Origin of the sequence: Pseudomonas sp. A014, from assembly GCF_052378495.1 — a bacterium.
In the GTDB taxonomy this organism is placed as follows: Bacteria; Pseudomonadota; Gammaproteobacteria; order Pseudomonadales; family Pseudomonadaceae; genus Aquipseudomonas; species Aquipseudomonas machongensis.
This window is the reverse complement of the sequence record NZ_CP199001.1, coordinates 286,909-304,174: the sequence shown is the minus strand read 5'-3', so window position 1 is coordinate 304,174 and position 17,266 is coordinate 286,909. Positions and strand designations below refer to the sequence as shown.

Genomic DNA, 17,266 nt, shown 5'->3' with positions numbered 1-17,266 from the left:
CCTCGGAACCTGAGAGTCTAGGCCAGGAATCCTTACCCCGCTCCACTGCGACCAATCGACGCGGTCTATCAGGGCATCGACCCTAGCGATTAGACGCGGCGCGCCCACAAGCCTAGGCTTGTGCAAGTAAAAAGCCGCCGGTGATCCGCCCCGATGAACAGCAAGCCTCCGGTCTGTGCGGCATCAACGCCTCTGTCACTGCCTGCCGCCAGCAACATCTACGACTACGTGCAACTCTCCGACCAGGCGAGCGACAGTACGCCCCTGGCCGAAGAAGTCGCCCTGGCGATCGTCTACAACGGCCTCAACCAGGCGGTGATGCTGGTCAGCCCGACCGATCTGGAAGATTTCGCCGTTGGCTTCAGCATTGGCAGCGGCATCGTCTCCAGCACTGAAGACATCTACGACCTGAAGCTCTCCGGCAGCGGTTCGGCGCTGTATGCCGACCTCGAGATCTCCAGCCGTGCGTTCTGGAACCTCAAGGACCAGCGCCGCCAGTTGGCCGGTACCAGCGGCTGCGGCCTGTGTGGCGTCGAGGCCCTGGAGCAGGCGTTGCCCGAACTCGAGGCTCTGCCCGGCGCGCCCCTGCCGCCGGTGGAATGGCTCAAGGACCTGCGCCAACGCATCGACGCCTTCCAGCCCCTGGGCCAGCACTGCGGCGCTGTTCATGCGGCGCTGTTCATGGACCGCCACGGCGAACTGCTGCTGGGCCGCGAAGACATCGGCCGGCACAACGCCCTCGACAAGCTGATCGGTGCCCTGCTGCGCCAGCGCATCGACACCCACGGCGGCCTGGCCATCGTCACCAGCCGCTGCAGCCTGGAGCTGATCCAGAAAGTCCTGCGTGCCGGCATCCAGACCCTGGTCAGCCTGTCGGCACCGACCGGCCTTGCCCTGCAATGGGCACGCAAGCACAACCTCAACCTCATCCATCTGCCCAAACACAGCGCACCGCGGGTATTCAGCCCAGCGGCGGAGTCGTAAAAGCCGTGACCTCCTTCGAGAAACTTCCAGACAACGCCCCCGCTTCCACCCCACGCTACAAGCCCTACCACGGCCCAGCCGGCGGCTGGGGCGCACTGCGCAGCGTGGCCAAGGCCTGGGTCGGCAGCGACAACGCGCTGAAGAACCTGCGTGCACTTCTCAAGACCAACCAGAACGGCGGCTTCGACTGCCCTGGCTGCGCCTGGGGCGACTCGCCCGAGAGCGGCATGGTCAAGTTCTGCGAGAACGGCGCCAAGGCCGTCAACTGGGAGGCCACCAAGCGTCGCGTCGACGCCGCCTTCTTCGCCCGCTACAGCGTCAGTGCGTTGCTTGAGCAGAGCGATTACTGGCTCGAGTACCAGGGCCGCCTGACCGAGCCGATGGTCTATGACCCGGCCAGCGACCGTTACCAGCCGATTGCCTGGGATGCAGCCTTCGAGCTGATCGCCAGCCACCTCAAGGCGCTGGAGTCACCAGACCAGGCCGAGTTCTATACCTCCGGGCGGGCCAGCAACGAGGCGGCGTACCTGTACCAACTGTTCGTGCGCGCCTTCGGCACCAACAACTTCCCTGACTGCTCGAACATGTGCCACGAGGCCAGCGGCGTGGCCCTGGGGCAGAGCGTCGGCGTCGGCAAGGGCACCGTCACCTACGACGACTTCGAACATGCCGACGCGATCTTCGTCCTGGGCCAGAACCCCGGCACCAACCATCCACGCATGCTCGACCCGCTGCGCGATGCAGTGAAGCGCGGCGCCCAGGTGGTTTGCGTCAATCCGCTCAAGGAGCGCGGCCTGGAGCGCTTCCAGCACCCACAACATCCACTGGAGATGTTGCTCAACAGCGACCGGCCGACCAATACCGCGTTCTTCCGCCCGGCACTGGGTGGCGACATGGCGCTGCTGCGCGGCATGGCCAAGTTCCTGCTGCAGTGGGAGCGTGAGGCTCAAGCCAATGGCGAACCTGCGATCTTCGATCACGTGTTCATCGCCGAGCACGGCCAGGGCGTGAACGAGTACCTGGCGGTGGTCGATGCCACGCCGTGGGAGCAGATCGTCGAACAGTCAGGCCTGACCCTTGACGATATCGAGTTGTCGGCACGCATGTACTGCAAAGGCAAACGCGTGATCATGTGCTGGGCGATGGGGATCACCCAGCACCGCCACTCGGTGCCGACCATCCAGGAAATCGTCAACCTGATGCTGCTGCGCGGCAATATCGGTGTGCCTGGCGCCGGCCTGTGCCCGGTACGCGGCCACAGCAACGTACAGGGCGACCGCACCATGGGCATCAACGAGCGCCCGCCGGTAGCCCTGCTCGATGCCATCGAGAAGCGCTTCGGCTTCCCGGTGCCACGCAGCAACGGTCACAACACGGTCGAGGCGATCCACGCCATGCTCGAAGGCCGGGCCAAGGTGTTCATCGGGCTGGGCGGCAACTTCGCCCAGGCCACCCCGGATACCGAGCGCACCGCCCAGGCCCTGCGCAACTGTGCGCTGACCGTGCACATCAGCACCAAGCTCAACCGCAGCCACCTGATCCATGGCCAGCAGGCATTGATCCTGCCGTGCCTGGGCCGCACCGATATCGACCTGCAGGCCGAAGGCCCGCAGGCGGTCACGGTGGAAGACTCGTTCAGCATGGTCCACGCCTCCAACGGCCAGTTGCGCGCGCTGTCCAAGCAGATGCGCTCGGAACCTGCGGTAGTCGCAGGCATCGCCGCCGCCACCCTGGGCAACCATCCTGTGGACTGGAACTGGGTAGTGGCCGACTATGATCGGATCCGCGACCTGATCGCCGATACCATCCCCGGTTTTGCCGACTTCAACCAGCGCCTGAACCTGCCGGGTGGTTTCTACCTGGGCAACAGCGCAGGCAGCCGCCAGTGGAAGACCGCGAGCGGCCGCGCCAACTTCAAGCCCAACCTGCTGCCCGACACCCTGCTCGACGAACGCGTGCGCGCCAGCGGCCAGGTGCCTGACCTGATCATGCAGTCGATGCGTTCGCACGATCAGTACAACACCACCATCTATGGCCTGGACGACCGCTACCGCGGCGTGCGCGGCCAGCGCGAAGTGCTGTTCGCCAACGAGGCCGACATCATTCGCCTGGGCTTCCAGCCAGGGCAGAAGGTCGACATCGTGTCGTTGTGGGGCGATGAGCACGTGCGTCGCGTGGAAGGTTTCACCCTGCTGGCTTTCGACATTCCGGCGGGGCAGGCAGCCGCCTACTACCCCGAGGTGAATCCGCTGGTTCCACTGGAGAGCATCGGCGACGGCAGCCACACGCCAACCTCGAAGTTCATCGCTATCAAGCTCGAGGCTGCGCGCGGGAACGGTCGCATCATCTGAAAGGCGCGGGCCGTCCCGCGCTGACGGCCGACCAGAAAACAAAAAGCCCCGGCGTAGTAACCGGGGCTTTTTGTTGTCTCAAGTAACCTGAGACCGACAAAAACGAATAAAGTTTCATAGCCAAATCAGCAAGTTAGGAAATTGTGTACAACTCGTGCTACTCGTCGGATTTCCATTGCCAGCCGCTTCGCCGAGCCTCAAATTTCGCCTCGTCATCCCTCTGAGGCTCTCTTGATGAAGAAGTACTCCTCGATTCTGTTGTTGTCTTTTGGTCTGCTCAGCGGCGTTGCCATGGCAGGCGGCACCACCGAGGCCGGCATTGGCGGCGCATTGGGTGGGGTACTGGGCTCGGTGGTCGGCCAGTCCATCGGCGGCAACACCGGCTCGGCCATTGGCGCGGGCCTGGGTGGTGCGGCGGGCAGTGCCGTCGGTGCCGACAAGCGCCAGCGTGGTGAAGCCGCCATTGGTGGTGCCCTGGGCGCGGCGGGCGGTAACGTCGTCGGCCGCCAGGTTGGCGGCAGCACCGGTAGCCTGATCGGCGCAGCCGCAGGTGGCGGTGCCGGCGGTGCGCTCGGCAACTACATGGGCAACAAGGCCGACGAAGACGACCGCCACGACCGCGATCGTGACCGGCGCTACCGCCGTGGCGACGACCGTCGCCATTGGGACAACGGCCATCACTACGGCCATCGCAAGCACAAGCGCCACTGGCGTGACTGATCGGCGTCCATTCACCTACGCCTGATGCCTAAGGCCCCGCCCTCACCCGGCGGGGCCTTTGCATTCCGGCAGGTCGAGGGCTTAAGGGACACCCCGATATGGAGGCAACTAGCCACTAGCTATCATTTCCCACCGCCATCACAACAGGGGACGCAGGGAATGCGCACGAGCCTCGTCAATCCAATACGCCAGCCCGACGCCGGGGAAGCAGAAGGATGACGGACGATACGCGCCCGCCGCACCTCGACCACGCCTGCTTCCAGCGCATCCGACAGCGGGTTTCCCAGGCCACCGGCCTGCAACTGGCTGACGATCGCCAGAACGTGGTCGCCCATCGGCTGCATGCACGCTTGCGGTTACACCGGCTGGCGAGCTTTGAGGCCTACCTCGACCTGATCGATGCACACCCCAGTGAACAGACGCACCTGCTGCACCTGCTCATCGCCCGGGACACCTACTTCTTTCGCGAGCACCGCCACTTCGAACAGTTGCTGCGCTGGCTTCCCACACTCGCTCATCCTGCGCGCCTGTGGAGTGCGGCCTGTGCCAGTGGCGAAGAGGCCTGGAGCCTGGCCATGGTCGCGCAACAAAGCACATCCGCCGGCTGGCAGGTGCTGGCCAGCGACTACGACAGCGCACTGCTGCGACAGGCTGAGGCCGGTGTCTACGACATCGCCCAGGCCCGCTACTTTCCCCATGGCTGGCTGGACCGCCATTGCCTGTGTGGCGCCGACGAAGCAGCCGGTCGTCTACGTATCGCACCGGGCCTGCGCGAACGGGTACGCTTCGAGACAATCAACCTGATCAAGCCATTGCCGACCGATCTGGGCGAGTTCGATGTGATCCTGCTACGCAACCTGCTCGCGGGCTTCGACGCGCGATGCAAGGCCGATGTCCTGCTGCGCCTGATGCCTCACCTGCGTCCGGGCGGACTGCTGATGATCGGCCACAGCGAAAGCATCCACGGCCTGGATCTGCCCCTGCGGCCACTACTGCCGTCGGTGTTCGAACGCCTATGATGAATAGCACTGCCGCATCGAACGGCAGACAAGGACTGGTCGCGCCCCCGCGCGGCAGTGCGCTTGTGGATCGAGCAGGCCTGCCGCCCCCCATCCCTTGCGAAACAGGCCTTGACCCATGCCCTGCCGAATCCTGCTTGCCGACGACTCGCCACTTTTCCGCGCCGGCCTGCGCGCCCTGCTCGAACAGAAGAAGGAATATGCCGTGGTCGGAGACACCAACGACGGCATGAGCGCCGTGGCGCTGGCGGAGAAGCTGCGGCCGGAGATCGTCGTGCTCGACATGAACAGCGATGCGCTGGATTGTCAGCAGGTGTTGCAGGAGCTGTTCATCCGGGTTCCGGCCACACGCGTGCTGATGCTCTCGACCCGCTCGGAACTGGAGCATGTGATGAGTTGCCTGCAACTCGGCGCCCAGGGCTTCCTGCTCAAGAGCGCCACCGTCGCAGAATTCGAGCAGGCCTTGCAGACCTTGCGCAGCGGCGGACAGTACCTCTCCTCGACAGTGCTGCCAATGGTCATCGGGCAGGCCCTCAAGCACAGTCGCAAACGTCCGCCCAGCCCCGCACAAGCGCCGCTGACCACGCGTCAGCTGGAAGTCCTGCGCCTGATCGCTCGCGGCGAGAGCACCCGCTCCATCGCCGATGGGCTGGGGCTGAGCATCAAGACCATCGAGGCCCATCGCTCGCAGATCATGCACCGCCTGCAGATCCACGATGTGCCAGGGTTGGTGCTGTTTGCCGTGCGCGAGGGGATCATCCGCCTCAACGATTGAGCGACAGCCCCGCCAGGATCAGTTGCAGGGTTTCCGGCAGCACTGCCGGTTGCCCCGTGCTGCGTTCGATGAACACCTGCACCACGGTGCCCGCCGCACAGGGCTCGACCTCGCCCGGCCGGTACAACGCCAGGCGAAACTCCACTGTGCTGCCAGCAAGCCGCGTTACTCCCAGGCCAACCTCCAGCACATCGGGAAACCCGGGCAAGGCATAGAAATCCGCGGCAGAACTGACCACGAACCCGGCCAGCTCACCGTCGCGCAGGTCCAGCTCGGCCTGCTCGACGAGAAATGCCTGGATGGCCGTCTCGAAGAAGGCATGCACCGTGGAACCGCCAAGGTGGCCGTTGTGGTCGTTGTCCTGTGGACGCGTGAGGATGGGGTGGAAATGAGAAAAGGCGCTGCGTTGGATGGTCTCGGTCATGGGGTATCCAAGGCGGGTGGCAGGAAAGGGGAGCTTCCCACATCTGGTCTGGAAAACCATAGCCGCAAACACAGTGCTCGCTCGCCAGACATGAAAAAGCCGCCCCGAAGGGCGGCTTTTCACTGCGGGCAGTACAGCTTACAGCTGCGGGCCAGCGGCCTTGATGGCGTCGGAAACTTCGAACTTCTTGAAGTTTTCGATGAACAGCTTGGCCAGGCCTTTGGCGGCCTCGTCGTAAGCGGCCTTGTCAGCCCAGGTGGCGCGCGGGTTGAGCAGCTCGGTATCGACGCCTGGAACGGACTTCGGTACGTCCAGGTTGATGATGTCCAGGTGCTCGGTTTCAGCACCGACCAGAGCACCGCTCTGGATCGCGGCGATCACGCCACGGGTGGTCGGGATGCTGAAGCGCTTGCCAACACCGTAGCCACCGCCGGTCCAGCCGGTGTTGACCAGGTAAACCTTGGAGTTGAAGCCGTTGATACGCTTGATCAGCAGCTCGGCGTACTCGCCTGCAGGACGGGCGAAGAACGGCGCGCCGAAGCAGGTGGAGAAGGTCGACTTGATGCCGCCGCCCGAACCCATTTCGGTGGAACCGACCAGCGCGGTATAGCCCGACAGGAAGTGGTAGGCCGCCTGCTCGTTGTTCAGGATCGACACCGGAGGCAGAACGCCGGTCAGGTCGCAGGTCAGGAAGATGACCGCGTTAGGCTCGCCACCCAGGTTGGCTTCGGCGCGCTTGGCGACGTGCTCCAGTGGGTAGGCGGCACGGCTGTTCTGGGTCAGGCTGACATTGGTGTAGTCGGCGTGGCAGGCTTCGTCGATGACGACGTTTTCCAGCACCGCGCCATGCTTGATGGCTTTCCAGATGACCGGCTCGTTCTTCTCGGACAGGTCGATGCACTTGGCGTAGCAACCACCTTCCATGTTGAAGACGACGCCCTCGCCCCAACCGTGCTCGTCGTCACCGATCAGGTAACGGCTTTCGTCGGCGGAGAGGGTGGTCTTGCCGGTGCCGGACAGGCCGAAGAACAGGGTCACATCGCCGTCTTCGCCGATGTTGGCCGCGCAGTGCATCGGCAGCACGTCGACTTCCGGCAGCAGGAAGTTCTGTACCGAGAACATGGCCTTCTTCATTTCGCCGGCGTAGCGCATGCCTGCGATCAGCACTTTCTTCTGGGCGAAGTTGAGGATCACGCAACCATCGGAGTTGGTGCCGTCACGCTCTGGAACGCACTCGAAGTTGGCGACGTTGAGGATCTGCCACTGGTCGCGGCCGGCCGGGTTGAACTGGCCTTTTTCCGGATTGATGAACAGGCAACGGCCGAACAGGTTCTGCCAGGCGGTCTGGGTGGTCATCTTGACCGGCAGGTAGTGCTCGGCTGCGGCACCGACATGAACGTAGGAGACGAAGTGTTCCTGGGCGTTGTTGAACGCCTCGACGCGGTCCCACAGGGCATCGAACTTGTCGGCCGGGAACTTGCGGTTGATCGGGCCCCAGGCGATGGCGGCAGAGGTGCTCGGTTCATCGACGATGAAACGGTCAGCGGGCGAACGGCCAGTACGGTGACCGGTTTCCACGACCAGTGCGCCAGTATCGGCCAGCACGCCTTCACCGCGTTGCAGCGCATGTTTTACCAGCTCGTCGACGGTCAGGTCGGTGTACACGGTGTTGTTGGCTTGCGTCATGAGATACCCCATCCGGCCCGAGGCCGAGTGCTCCAAACGTTTTGTAGTGGCCTGTTTCAAACTACTACAGCGAAAAAAGTGGCCGGATTATGCCAGAAACGCCCAAAAAAAGTAGGCCCCTCCTGTCGTAACTGCGCTTTTACGCAATTAGACAGGAGAATCTCCTGTAGTGAAGCGTTTCAGTGGCGAGTTTCTGACGCCTCGTCCGTGCCACCACCCGCAAACAATTGCGCTACATCGCTGGCATCGAAGAAATACCGCTCGTTGCAGAACTGGCAATCGATCTCGACCTGGCCACCGCATTCCTCCACCAGCGCCTTGGCATCCGCCTCGCCGAGGCTGACCAGGGCGTTGCCGGAACGCTCACGCGAGCAGCTGCAGTGAAAGCGCAGTGGCTCGATGTCGAAGAGGCGTACGGCGTCCTCGTGATAGAGGCGGTGCAGGAGGGTTTCGTTGCCTTCGGCCCACTCTTCGGGCTTCAGCGTGCTGGCCATGGCCACGACGTGTTGCCAGCTGTCTTCGCGCTCTTCTTCATCACGCTGGCGGTCGACCGGCAACTGCTGCAGCAGCAGGCCACGGGCCTTGCCCGTCGAGGTGTCGAGCCAGAAGCGCGTGTTGAGCTGCTGGGATTGCACGAAGTAGTTGGTGAAGCATTCGGACAGGTTGGCGCCATCGAGCTCGACGGTGCCTTGGTAGCGCTGGCCCTTGACCGGATCGATGGTCAGCGTGAGGTGGCCACCGGGCATCAGGTCCGCCAGGGTCGCGTCAGTTGCGATCTGCTCGGCCTCGTAACGCGCCATGCCGCGGATGTCGCGCTCGCCCGAGCACTCCACCATCAGCAGCGGGATTGGCCCTTGCGAGCGCGCCTGCAGGATCAGCAGGCCATCGAACTTGAGTGCGCCGACCAGTAGCGAGGTGGCAGCCATCAGCTCACCCAGCAGAGCGGCAACCGGCTGCGGGTAAGGGTGACGGGCAAGCACTTCGCTGTAGCTCTTGTCGAGCTCGACCCATTCGCCGCGCACATCGCGCTCTTCGAACAGGAAGCGTTGGGTGAAATCGGTATCCGGTAAATCGCTCATGGTTTTGGCTATCTGAAAATTCTGAAAAGAGTGACAAAATGATTACAGGAGCCTACAAAGGCCCGTGGTAAAGCGCATCCGACGCGCGGAAATTCAGCTGGTAATTGAGGTATTTTATGGATAATCGACCACTGTTCCAAGAAAAGTGGTCCTGGGGACCTCTGGCAGCCTGCACGTTACTGCCCATCGCTCTACTGTGTTTCTGGTTGTGGCCGTTTGGCCAGATCCTGTTCCTGACTTTCGACGAGTGGCTATTCCGTGCACTCAACGGCCCACTGGCAGACAGCACCACCTGGCGCTACATCTGGACCCTGGGCAGCCTGCGCCCCTTCGACATCGTCGTCGGTCTGATCCTGCTCCTGCTGCTGATCAAGGGCGACTGGGTGTTCAAGGCCGTGCAGGTACGGCAGGCATTCTTCGGCTTTTTCGTCAGCCTGCTCCTCTTAGTGGTGGTTCGCGCGCTGTTTTCCAAGTGGGTGGATGCATCCGGATGGCAGCATGACAGCCCGTCGATCGTATTCGACGACGCCGTGCGCCTGAGCCACTACTACCCGAACCTTGAAGCCCACTGGGAACTGAAGGACCGTTCCAGCAAGAGCTTCCCGGGCGATCACGCCTCGGTACTGCTCCTCTGGGCGCTGTTCATGAGTCTGTTCAGTCGCCGGCTGGTGCAGAGCCTGGTGATCTGGGGGCTGGCCGTGCTGTTCATGCTGCCGCGTCTGGTTGCTGGTGCGCACTGGGGGCAGGATGACTACATCGGTGGTCTGGGGATGGCATTACTGGCTCTGGGCTGGACCGTGCATACACCTCTGGCGGCCAAGGCCAGCGCGGCACTGGTGCGCTGGACCTCACCGCTGTTCAGGGTACTCGGCAAGCTGCCGCTGATCGGGCGCATGAGCGTGATGCGTACAGCCTTCTAAGCGCAACTGACGGCGCAGGTCTACTCGAAACTGCCATGCAGTTGGTGGATCTGCCGCCGTTGCTTCTTGTTGGGCCGGCCGTCGGTGGCCACACCCATCGCCCCGGCCTTGCGCAGTTCGGCGGCCTGCTCGCGGCGCTTCACGCTGTCGGCAGTTTCCTCGTAGAGGGTCTGCGCCTCGGGCGCCCCACGACGCACCACCGACAGCGCCTTGACCATCACGGTCTTCTCGTCGAAACCGGTGCGCAGCACGAACTCGTCACCTACCCGCGGTTCCTTGCCCGGTTTGCAGCGCTCACCACGGCAATGCACCTTGCCACTCTCGATCGCCGCCTTGGCCAGCGCACGCGTCTTGTAGAAGCGCGCCGCCCACAGCCATTTGTCCAGGCGGACCTTGTCGTCGTCTTCCGCTTTCTGTGCCATCCCTCTACCTCGAATTCTGTCTTTAACGGAACTGTACTACCGTAACTGTCGGATGCAAAAAGTCCGCGCCATGCTTACAGTTCACCACCTCATTCGCAGGGTGTGCTTCGTGAAAACATTTGACCATCTGACAGTGATCGGCCTGCGCGAGTGGATCGCCCTGCCCGACCTCGGTCTCGCCGGGCTTCGGGCCAAGATCGACACTGGCGCCAGCACCTCCAGCCTGCACGCCACCGACATCGAACCCTTCGAGCGAGACGGCCAGTCCTGGGTACGTTTCACCGCGCACCTGGGTTCTGTAGTGCAACTGCGTCATCGCCGCTGCGAAGCGCCTCTGGTGACCATGAAGACCATCAAGAGCTCCAACGGCCATGCCCAGACCCGCTATGTGATCCGAACGCCACTGGCATTGGGCGACCGGGTCTGGGAAGTGGAATTCACCCTGGCTTGCCGCAAGAGCATGCGCTATCGGTTGTTACTTGGATCGAAAGCCTTGGTCCACGGTCAACTGGTCGTCAACCCCGGCCTCAAGTACGTTCAGGACAAACCGGCCTTCCCGGCCACTCTCTCCCCTGTCACAGGTGCTGCATGAAGATCGCCGTGCTTTCGCGCAACCCGCGTCTGTATTCCACCCGCCGCCTGGTCGAAGCCGGCACCCAGCGCGGCCATGAAATGGTCGTGATCGACACCCTGCGCGCCTACATGAACATCGCCAGCCACAAGCCGCAGATCCACTATCGCGGCAAACCGCTGGAAGGTTTCGATGCAGTGATCCCACGTATCGGCGCCTCGGTGACCTTCTATGGCTGCGCAGTGCTGCGCCAGTTCGAGATGATGGGCGTCTACCCACTCAATGAATCGGTGGCCATCGCCCGCTCGCGCGACAAGCTGCGCTCTTTGCAATTGCTGTCACGCCGCGGCATCGGTCTGCCGATCACAGGTTTCGCTCACTCGCCGGATGACATTCCCGACCTGATCCAGATGGTCAATGGTGCACCGCTGGTGATCAAGGTGCTCGAAGGCACCCAGGGCATCGGCGTGGTGCTGTGCGAAACGACCAAGGCTGCCGAGTCGGTCATCGAAGCGTTCATGGGCCTGAAGCAGAACATCATGGTCCAGGAATACATCAAGGAGGCTGGCGGCGCCGACATCCGCTGCTTCGTGGTCGGCGACAAGGTCATCGCCTCGATGAAGCGCCAGGCCAAGCCCGGAGAGTTCCGCTCCAACCTGCACCGCGGTGGAGTGGCCAGCCTGATCAAGATCACCCCCGAGGAACGCATGACGGCCATTCGCGCGGCCAAGGTCATGGGCCTCAGCGTGGCCGGCGTGGATATCCTGCGCTCCAATCATGGTCCGCTGGTGATGGAGGTGAATTCGTCGCCGGGGCTGGAGGGCATCGAAGTCACCACCGGCAAGAACGTTGCCGGGATGATCATCGAACACCTGGAGAAGAACGGCGGACCGAACCAGACCCGGACCAAAGGCAAGGGTTGATTCGAAATCGTGGCGGTCTCGTCGCGGCTTTAGCCACAAAGAGACCACAGAACCTCACACGGCATCGCGCGGCAGCAACAGCCCCAAGGGCAAACGTACCCGCGCCTCGATCCCGCCACCGGAGCGGTTGCGCAACTCGACATTGCCGCCATGCTGGGCGGCGATCCGCTTGACGATCGCCAGGCCCAGCCCGGTGCCCTTGCCCCCACGCGCACGGTCGCCGCGAATGAACGGATTGAAGATGGTCTCCAGTTCCGATTCGTCGATCCCCGTACCCCGGTCAAGCACGCTGAGTACCACGTACGGCGCCCCCTGCTCACCTGACACATAAGCCGCCACCTCGACGCCCTTGCCCGCATGGTGCAGGGCATTGCCGATCAGGTTGCCCAGCATGCGCTTGAGCGATACGCGCCGTAGCGGGAAAGGTGGAATAGGCTCCAGGCACAGGCGCACGCGCTCTTCGGGCTGGTTATAGGGCGCCACCACCTCGCGAATCAGATCACCCAGGTCGACTTCTTCCACCGGCTCGTCGCGGCCATCGCGAATGAAGGCCAGGAACTGGTCGAGAATGGCGTCCATGTCTTCGATGTCGCGCACCATGTCGTCGCTGAGCTCACTTTCGTTCCCCATCAGCGACAGCGACAGCCGTAGCCGGGTCAATGGCGTACGCAGGTCGTGGGAGACCCCCGCCAGCATGAGCTCGCGCTCGCGCCCGGCCTGCTCGACATCCTCGGCCATCTGGTTGAACGCACGGTACACCTCGGTCATCTCGCTGGGTGTATCGCTGATGGGCAGGCGCACGCTGCGCCCCTGCCCAAGCTGACGGGCAGCGAACACCAGGCGTTTGAGCGGCTGGTTGAGCTGGCGCACGAAGATCCAGGCCGACGCGGTGGACAGCAGGCCGATGGCCAGGAACCAACCGAGCACGTTCCAGATTTTCTGCCCGCGCAACGGGTGCGGATACAACGGCACCTTCAGCCAACCCGGCCCCAGGCTCGGCGCATTGACCCACAGTGCCGGCGGCGCATGGATGCGCAGGCGTACCTCGGTATCCTCGCCCAGCTCAGCCTGCATCTGGCGCTGGTAGATCTCGCTGTACGGCCAGTGCTGCTCACCCTCCGGCACACCCGAGCCGGTCACGCGGATCAGACCGGCCGCCTCGGCGATCTGGTCCCGGTTCTCTTCATCGGCCGCCCAATAGGCACGCAAGGTCAGCGCCACACCGTGGCTGTACTGGCGGTCGACCAGAACGTCCTCGTTCATCAGCAGGTACACCAGCGTCAGCGCCTTGGAAAACAGGACGACGATCAGTACCAGCCACAGGGTGCGGGCGAAGAAGCTTTGCGGAAACCAGAGAGGCGTTTTCATTGGCGACGATTACTGCACGGCGGGAACAAGCAAGGCGGGGACCACAGACGAAAACAGGGCGACCCTTGCGGGCCGCCCTGCCGTGTCATGGCAGCGGTTCATTTACCGGCATTTCCGTCCGGCACGAAGACATAACCCACACCCCAGACCGTCTGGATGTAGCGAGGCTTCGATGGATCGGGCTCGATCATGCGGCGCAGACGCGAGATCTGCACATCGATGGAGCGCTCCAGGGCATCCCACTCACGGCCGCGGGCCAGGTTCATCAGTTTGTCGCGGGTCAGCGGTTCGCGAGCATGCATGACCAGAGCCTTGAGCACGGCGAATTCACCGGTGGTGAGCATGTGCACTTCATCGCCGCGCTTGAGTTCGCGGGTCGCCAGCGACAGCTCGTAGTCGCCGAACGTGACGGTTTCTTCCTCGCTGCCCGGGGCGCCAGGAACGCTCGGAGCCTGGCGCCGCAGCACGGCCTTGACCCGCGCGACCAGCTCGTCGGGGTTGAACGGCTTGGCGAGATAATCGTCAGCGCCCAGCTCAAGGCCCTTGATCCGGCTAAGCTCGTCGCCCTTGGCGGTGAGCATGATGATCGGGATCTGGTTGTTCGCCGCGCGCAGGCGGCGGCAGGCGGAGAGGCCGTCTTCACCCGGCAGCATGAGATCGAGCACCACCAGGTTGAACACTTCACGGGCCAGCAGGCGGTCCATCTGCTCGACGTTCGGCACGGCGCGGGCACGGAAGCCCTTGCTGGTGAAGAAACGCTCCAGCAGGCTGCTCAGCCCCGGATCGTCGTCAACGATGAGAATCTTTTCGCCTTCAGCAATGTTTGCGGTGCTGGTCATCAATAACTCCTCTGATATCGCCGCGCATTATGGCGTAGCCATTGCGACGCGTGCCGTGTGCATTGTTAGCAGATTTTTCCCCGGGTGCCACTTCTCGCTCGACACACATGGCTCAGCGCCATCACCGCAAGCCGGACTCGATGGGTATAATGCGCGGCTTTCATCCAGTGCCGCCGGGCCTGAACCCCCACTGCGGCCTTAGTATTCACTATTTGTCAGGTGGTTCTCATGGACAGCATCAACAGCCGTATCGCCGAGGAACTGGGCGTGCGCCCACAACAGGTCGAGGCGGCCGTGGGCCTGTTGGACGAAGGCTCGACGGTGCCCTTCATCGCCCGTTACCGCAAGGAAGTGACCGGCAGCCTGGACGATACGCAACTGCGCCACCTGGAAGAGCGCCTGCGTTACCTGCGTGAACTCGACGAGCGCCGCGCCAGCATCCTGGCCAGCATCGAGGAGCAGGGCAAGCTGACCACGGAACTGGCCCGGGAGATCAAGCTCGCCGACACCAAGACCCGCCTCGAAGACCTTTACCTGCCTTACAAGCAAAAGCGCCGCACCAAGGGCCAGATCGCCCTGGAAGCCGGCCTGGGCGAACTGGCTGACGGCCTGTTCGACGACCCGCAGCGCGACCCTGAAAGCGAAGCCGCGCGCTTCGTCGACGCCGACAAAGGCGTCGCCGACGTCAAGGCCGCCCTCGAAGGCGCCAAGTACATCCTCATGGAGCGCTTCGCCGAAGACGCCGCCCTGCTCGACAAACTGCGCGGTTTCCTCAAGCAGGAGGCGGTGCTCACTGCGCGCGTGGTGCCGGGCAAGGAAGAGGAAGGTGCCAAGTTCCGCGACTACTTCGCCCACGACGAACTGCTGCGCAACGCCCCGTCGCACCGCGCCCTGGCGATCTTCCGCGGTCGCAACGAAGGCGTGCTGAGCGCCTCGCTCAAGGTCGGCGAGGAACTACCGGGCACCCTGCACCCGTGCGAGCTGATGATCGCCAGCCACGTTGGTATCGAAAACCGCGGCCGCCCGGCCGACAAATGGCTGGGCGAGGTGGTGCGCTGGACCTGGAAGGTCAAGCTCTACACCCACCTGGAAACCGACCTGTTCGGCGAGCTGCGCGACAACGCCGAAAGCGAGGCGATCAACGTCTTCGCCCATAACCTGCACGACCTGCTGTTGGCCGCCCCCGCCGGCCCGCGTGCGACCCTGGGCTTCGACCCGGGCCTGCGCACTGGCTGCAAGGTCGCGGTAGTCGATGCCACCGGCAAGCTGCTGGACTACACCACCGTCTACCCGCATGCACCGAAGAACGACTGGGACCGCACCCTCGCCGTACTGGCGGCCCTGTGCGCCAAGCATTCGGTGGAGCTGATCGCCATCGGCAACGGCACCGCCAGCCGCGAAAGCGACAAACTGATCGCTGACCTGGTGAAAAAATACCCGGCACTGCAGATCACCAAGATCATGGTCTCCGAGGCGGGCGCCTCGGTGTATTCAGCGTCCGAACTGGCTGCCCGCGAATTCCCCGATCTCGACGTCTCGATCCGCGGCGCGGTGTCGATTGCCCGTCGCCTGCAGGACCCGCTGGCCGAACTGGTGAAGATCGATCCGAAGTCCATCGGGGTAGGCCAGTACCAGCACGATGTGTCGCAGGTGAAATTGGCGCGCGGCCTGGACGCTGTGGTCGAGGACTGCGTGAACGCCGTGGGCGTGGACGTCAACACCGCCTCGGTGGCCTTGCTGACCCGCATCTCCGGCCTCAATGCGACGCTGGCACAGAACATCGTCGCCCACCGCGACGCCAACGGCCCGTTCGCCACCCGGGCGGCACTGAAGAAAGTCAGCCGCCTCGGCGAGAAGACCTTCGAGCAGGCCGCAGGCTTCCTGCGCGTGATGAACGGTGACAACCCGCTGGACGCCTCTGCCGTGCACCCCGAAGCCTATCCGCTGGTACAGCGCATCGCCGCCGACACCGGCCGCGATATCCGCTCGCTGATCGGCGACAGCAGCTTCCTCAAGCGCCTCGACCCGAAGAAATTCACCGACGAATCCTTCGGCCTGCCGACCGTCACCGACATCCTCCAGGAGCTGGACAAGCCCGGCCGCGACCCGCGCCCTGAGTTCAAGACCGCGACCTTCCAGGATGGCGTCGAGGACCTCAAGGACCTGGAGCCCGGCATGATCCTCGAAGGCGTGGTGACCAACGTCACCAACTTCGGCGCCTTCGTCGACATCGGCGTGCACCAGGATGGCCTGGTGCACATCTCGGCGCTGTCGGAGAAGTTCGTCAAGGATCCGCGCGAAGCGGTCAAGGCCGGCGACGTGGTCAAGGTCAAGGTCATGGAAGTGGATATCCCGCGCAAGCGTGTCGGCCTGTCCATGCGCATGAGCGATACCCCAGGCGAGAAGGTCGAAGGCAACCGTGGCGGCCCACGCGGCAACGGCGGCAACCGTTCGCAACAGGCACCACGCCCGCGCGAAACCGCCACCGCCGCGCCGGCCAACAACGCCATGGCCGCGCTGTTCGCCAACGCCAAGCAGTTGAAGAAGAAGTGATGGACGTCCCTAAGGAATACGTCGAAAGCGCCTTCAGCCAGCTCCTGGGCTGCCGCCTGCAGCGCCTGGACACAGGCGTTGCCGAGGTGGCACTGGCGCTGGAACCACACCTGCGCAACCGTGGCCAGAAACTGCACGGCGGGGCGATCTTCAGCCTGGTGGACATCGCCATGGGCCTGGCCTGCTCGGCCAGCCATGGCTTCGACCAGCAAAGCGTGACCATCGAATGCAAGATCAACTACATGCGCGCTGTCAGCGACGGCGAAGTGCTGTGCACCGCCCGGGTGATACACGCAGGGCGGCGCACGCTGGTGGTCGACGCCGACGTGCTCCAGGGCGACAAGCTGGTGGCCAAGGCACAGGGAACCTTCGCGGTTCTCTAGCTGCCCGAGTGATAACTGCGGTATTTTTGCCGGTATTGGTCGGGCGCTGTCACTGACCCTATCGCGGGACAAGCCCGCTCACACAGGTGCCTCGGTGCTTTTGTGGGAGCGGGCTTGTCACGCGATGGGTTCGGCAAGGCCCCGAAGTATCTGCGCTACCAGCACCGGAACCGCGTAAACCAGGCGACAACGCCAGTTCCTTTGTCCCTACCCTTGTAGACCGTCATTTCTACCCCCATATTGGGGCGA

16 protein-coding genes are annotated in these 17,266 nt (G+C 63.5%); 10 read left to right on the top strand and 6 right to left on the bottom strand.

All coding sequences use genetic code 11. The features are described 5' to 3' along the window. Window positions 1–153 precede the first annotated feature (153 nt). The 5 genes from fdhD (at window position 154) to ACTYOL_RS01440 (ending at window position 5,849) form a co-directional block, all read left to right on the top strand. Complete coding sequence (gene fdhD / locus ACTYOL_RS01460; protein WP_153772466.1) at window positions 154–984, top strand: formate dehydrogenase accessory sulfurtransferase FdhD; 831 nt, start codon at window positions 154–156, stop codon at window positions 982–984. 5 nt (window positions 985–989) lie between these two features. Then, window positions 990–3,335, top strand: a complete 2,346-nt coding sequence (locus ACTYOL_RS01455) for an FdhF/YdeP family oxidoreductase (RefSeq protein ID WP_063542234.1) — start codon at window positions 990–992, stop codon at window positions 3,333–3,335. Window positions 3,336–3,569: 234 nt separating this feature from the next. Beyond that, a complete protein-coding gene (locus ACTYOL_RS01450) occupies window positions 3,570–4,055 on the top strand; it encodes a YMGG-like glycine zipper-containing protein (protein ID WP_054891683.1) in 486 nt (161 codons plus the stop codon). Window positions 4,056–4,270: 215 nt separating this feature from the next. Next, window positions 4,271–5,074, top strand: coding sequence for a CheR family methyltransferase (locus tag ACTYOL_RS01445; RefSeq protein ID WP_153772468.1), 804 nt, complete (start codon window positions 4,271–4,273; stop codon window positions 5,072–5,074). A 118-nt stretch (window positions 5,075–5,192) separates the two neighbouring features. Then, window positions 5,193–5,849, top strand: coding sequence for a response regulator (locus tag ACTYOL_RS01440; protein ID WP_063542230.1), 657 nt, complete (start codon window positions 5,193–5,195; stop codon window positions 5,847–5,849). On the opposite strand, the gene ACTYOL_RS01435 is transcribed toward ACTYOL_RS01440, so the two are convergent. From ACTYOL_RS01435 to hslO, 3 genes are all read right to left on the bottom strand, one after another. Next, on the bottom strand, window positions 5,839–6,273 hold the full coding sequence (locus ACTYOL_RS01435; protein ID WP_063542228.1) for an acyl-CoA thioesterase: 435 nt from the start codon (window positions 6,271–6,273) through the stop codon (window positions 5,839–5,841). The two genes, ACTYOL_RS01440 and ACTYOL_RS01435, sit on opposite strands and share 11 nt — an antisense overlap. 138 nt (window positions 6,274–6,411) lie before the next feature. Continuing rightward, on the bottom strand, window positions 6,412–7,959 hold the full coding sequence (locus ACTYOL_RS01430; protein ID WP_444757444.1) for a phosphoenolpyruvate carboxykinase: 1,548 nt from the start codon (window positions 7,957–7,959) through the stop codon (window positions 6,412–6,414). 179 nt (window positions 7,960–8,138) lie between these two features. Further along, window positions 8,139–9,038, bottom strand: coding sequence for an Hsp33 family molecular chaperone HslO (gene hslO, locus ACTYOL_RS01425; RefSeq protein ID WP_063542226.1), 900 nt, complete (start codon window positions 9,036–9,038; stop codon window positions 8,139–8,141). Between the two features lie 116 nt (window positions 9,039–9,154). Between hslO and ACTYOL_RS01420 the strand changes: the two genes are divergently transcribed. Further along, complete coding sequence (locus ACTYOL_RS01420) at window positions 9,155–9,958, top strand: phosphatase PAP2 family protein (RefSeq protein ID WP_063542224.1); 804 nt, start codon at window positions 9,155–9,157, stop codon at window positions 9,956–9,958. Window positions 9,959–9,978: 20 nt separating this feature from the next. Here ACTYOL_RS01420 and ACTYOL_RS01415 read toward each other — a convergent pair whose 3' ends face one another. Beyond that, a complete protein-coding gene (locus tag ACTYOL_RS01415; RefSeq protein WP_444757443.1) occupies window positions 9,979–10,380 on the bottom strand; it encodes an RNA-binding S4 domain-containing protein in 402 nt (133 codons plus the stop codon). Window positions 10,381–10,489: 109 nt separating this feature from the next. Between ACTYOL_RS01415 and rimB the strand changes: the two genes are divergently transcribed. Next, on the top strand, window positions 10,490–10,972 hold the full coding sequence (rimB, locus tag ACTYOL_RS01410) for a retropepsin-like aspartic endopeptidase RimB (protein WP_063542222.1): 483 nt from the start codon (window positions 10,490–10,492) through the stop codon (window positions 10,970–10,972). Continuing rightward, window positions 10,969–11,874: a 30S ribosomal protein S6--L-glutamate ligase gene (gene rimK / locus ACTYOL_RS01405; protein WP_015268602.1), complete on the top strand. Its 906-nt coding sequence runs from the start codon at window positions 10,969–10,971 to the stop codon at window positions 11,872–11,874. The genes rimB and rimK overlap by 4 nt, the downstream gene beginning before the upstream one ends. A 54-nt stretch (window positions 11,875–11,928) precedes the next feature. Here the strand turns inward: rimK and ACTYOL_RS01400 are convergent, their stop codons facing one another. Beyond that, window positions 11,929–13,242 carry an ATP-binding protein gene (locus ACTYOL_RS01400; protein WP_063542220.1) on the bottom strand — a complete coding sequence of 438 codons (1,314 nt, stop codon included), beginning with the start codon at window positions 13,240–13,242 and terminating at the stop codon, window positions 11,929–11,931. Window positions 13,243–13,340: 98 nt separating this feature from the next. Continuing rightward, the gene (gene ompR / locus ACTYOL_RS01395) at window positions 13,341–14,081 is read right to left on the bottom strand and encodes an osmolarity response regulator transcription factor OmpR (protein ID WP_054891673.1); all 741 of its coding nucleotides are present in this window, start codon (window positions 14,079–14,081) and stop codon (window positions 13,341–13,343) included. 228 nt (window positions 14,082–14,309) lie between these two features. Between ompR and ACTYOL_RS01390 the strand changes: the two genes are divergently transcribed. Further along, window positions 14,310–16,634 (top strand): Tex family protein, encoded by a 2,325-nt coding sequence (locus ACTYOL_RS01390; RefSeq protein ID WP_444757442.1) that lies wholly within the window; start codon window positions 14,310–14,312, stop codon window positions 16,632–16,634. Next, entirely contained in the window at window positions 16,634–17,017 is a 384-nt protein-coding gene (locus ACTYOL_RS01385) for a PaaI family thioesterase (protein ID WP_054891671.1), read from the top strand. Before ACTYOL_RS01390 ends, ACTYOL_RS01385 begins: the two co-directional genes overlap by 1 nt. Window positions 17,018–17,266 lie beyond the last annotated feature (249 nt).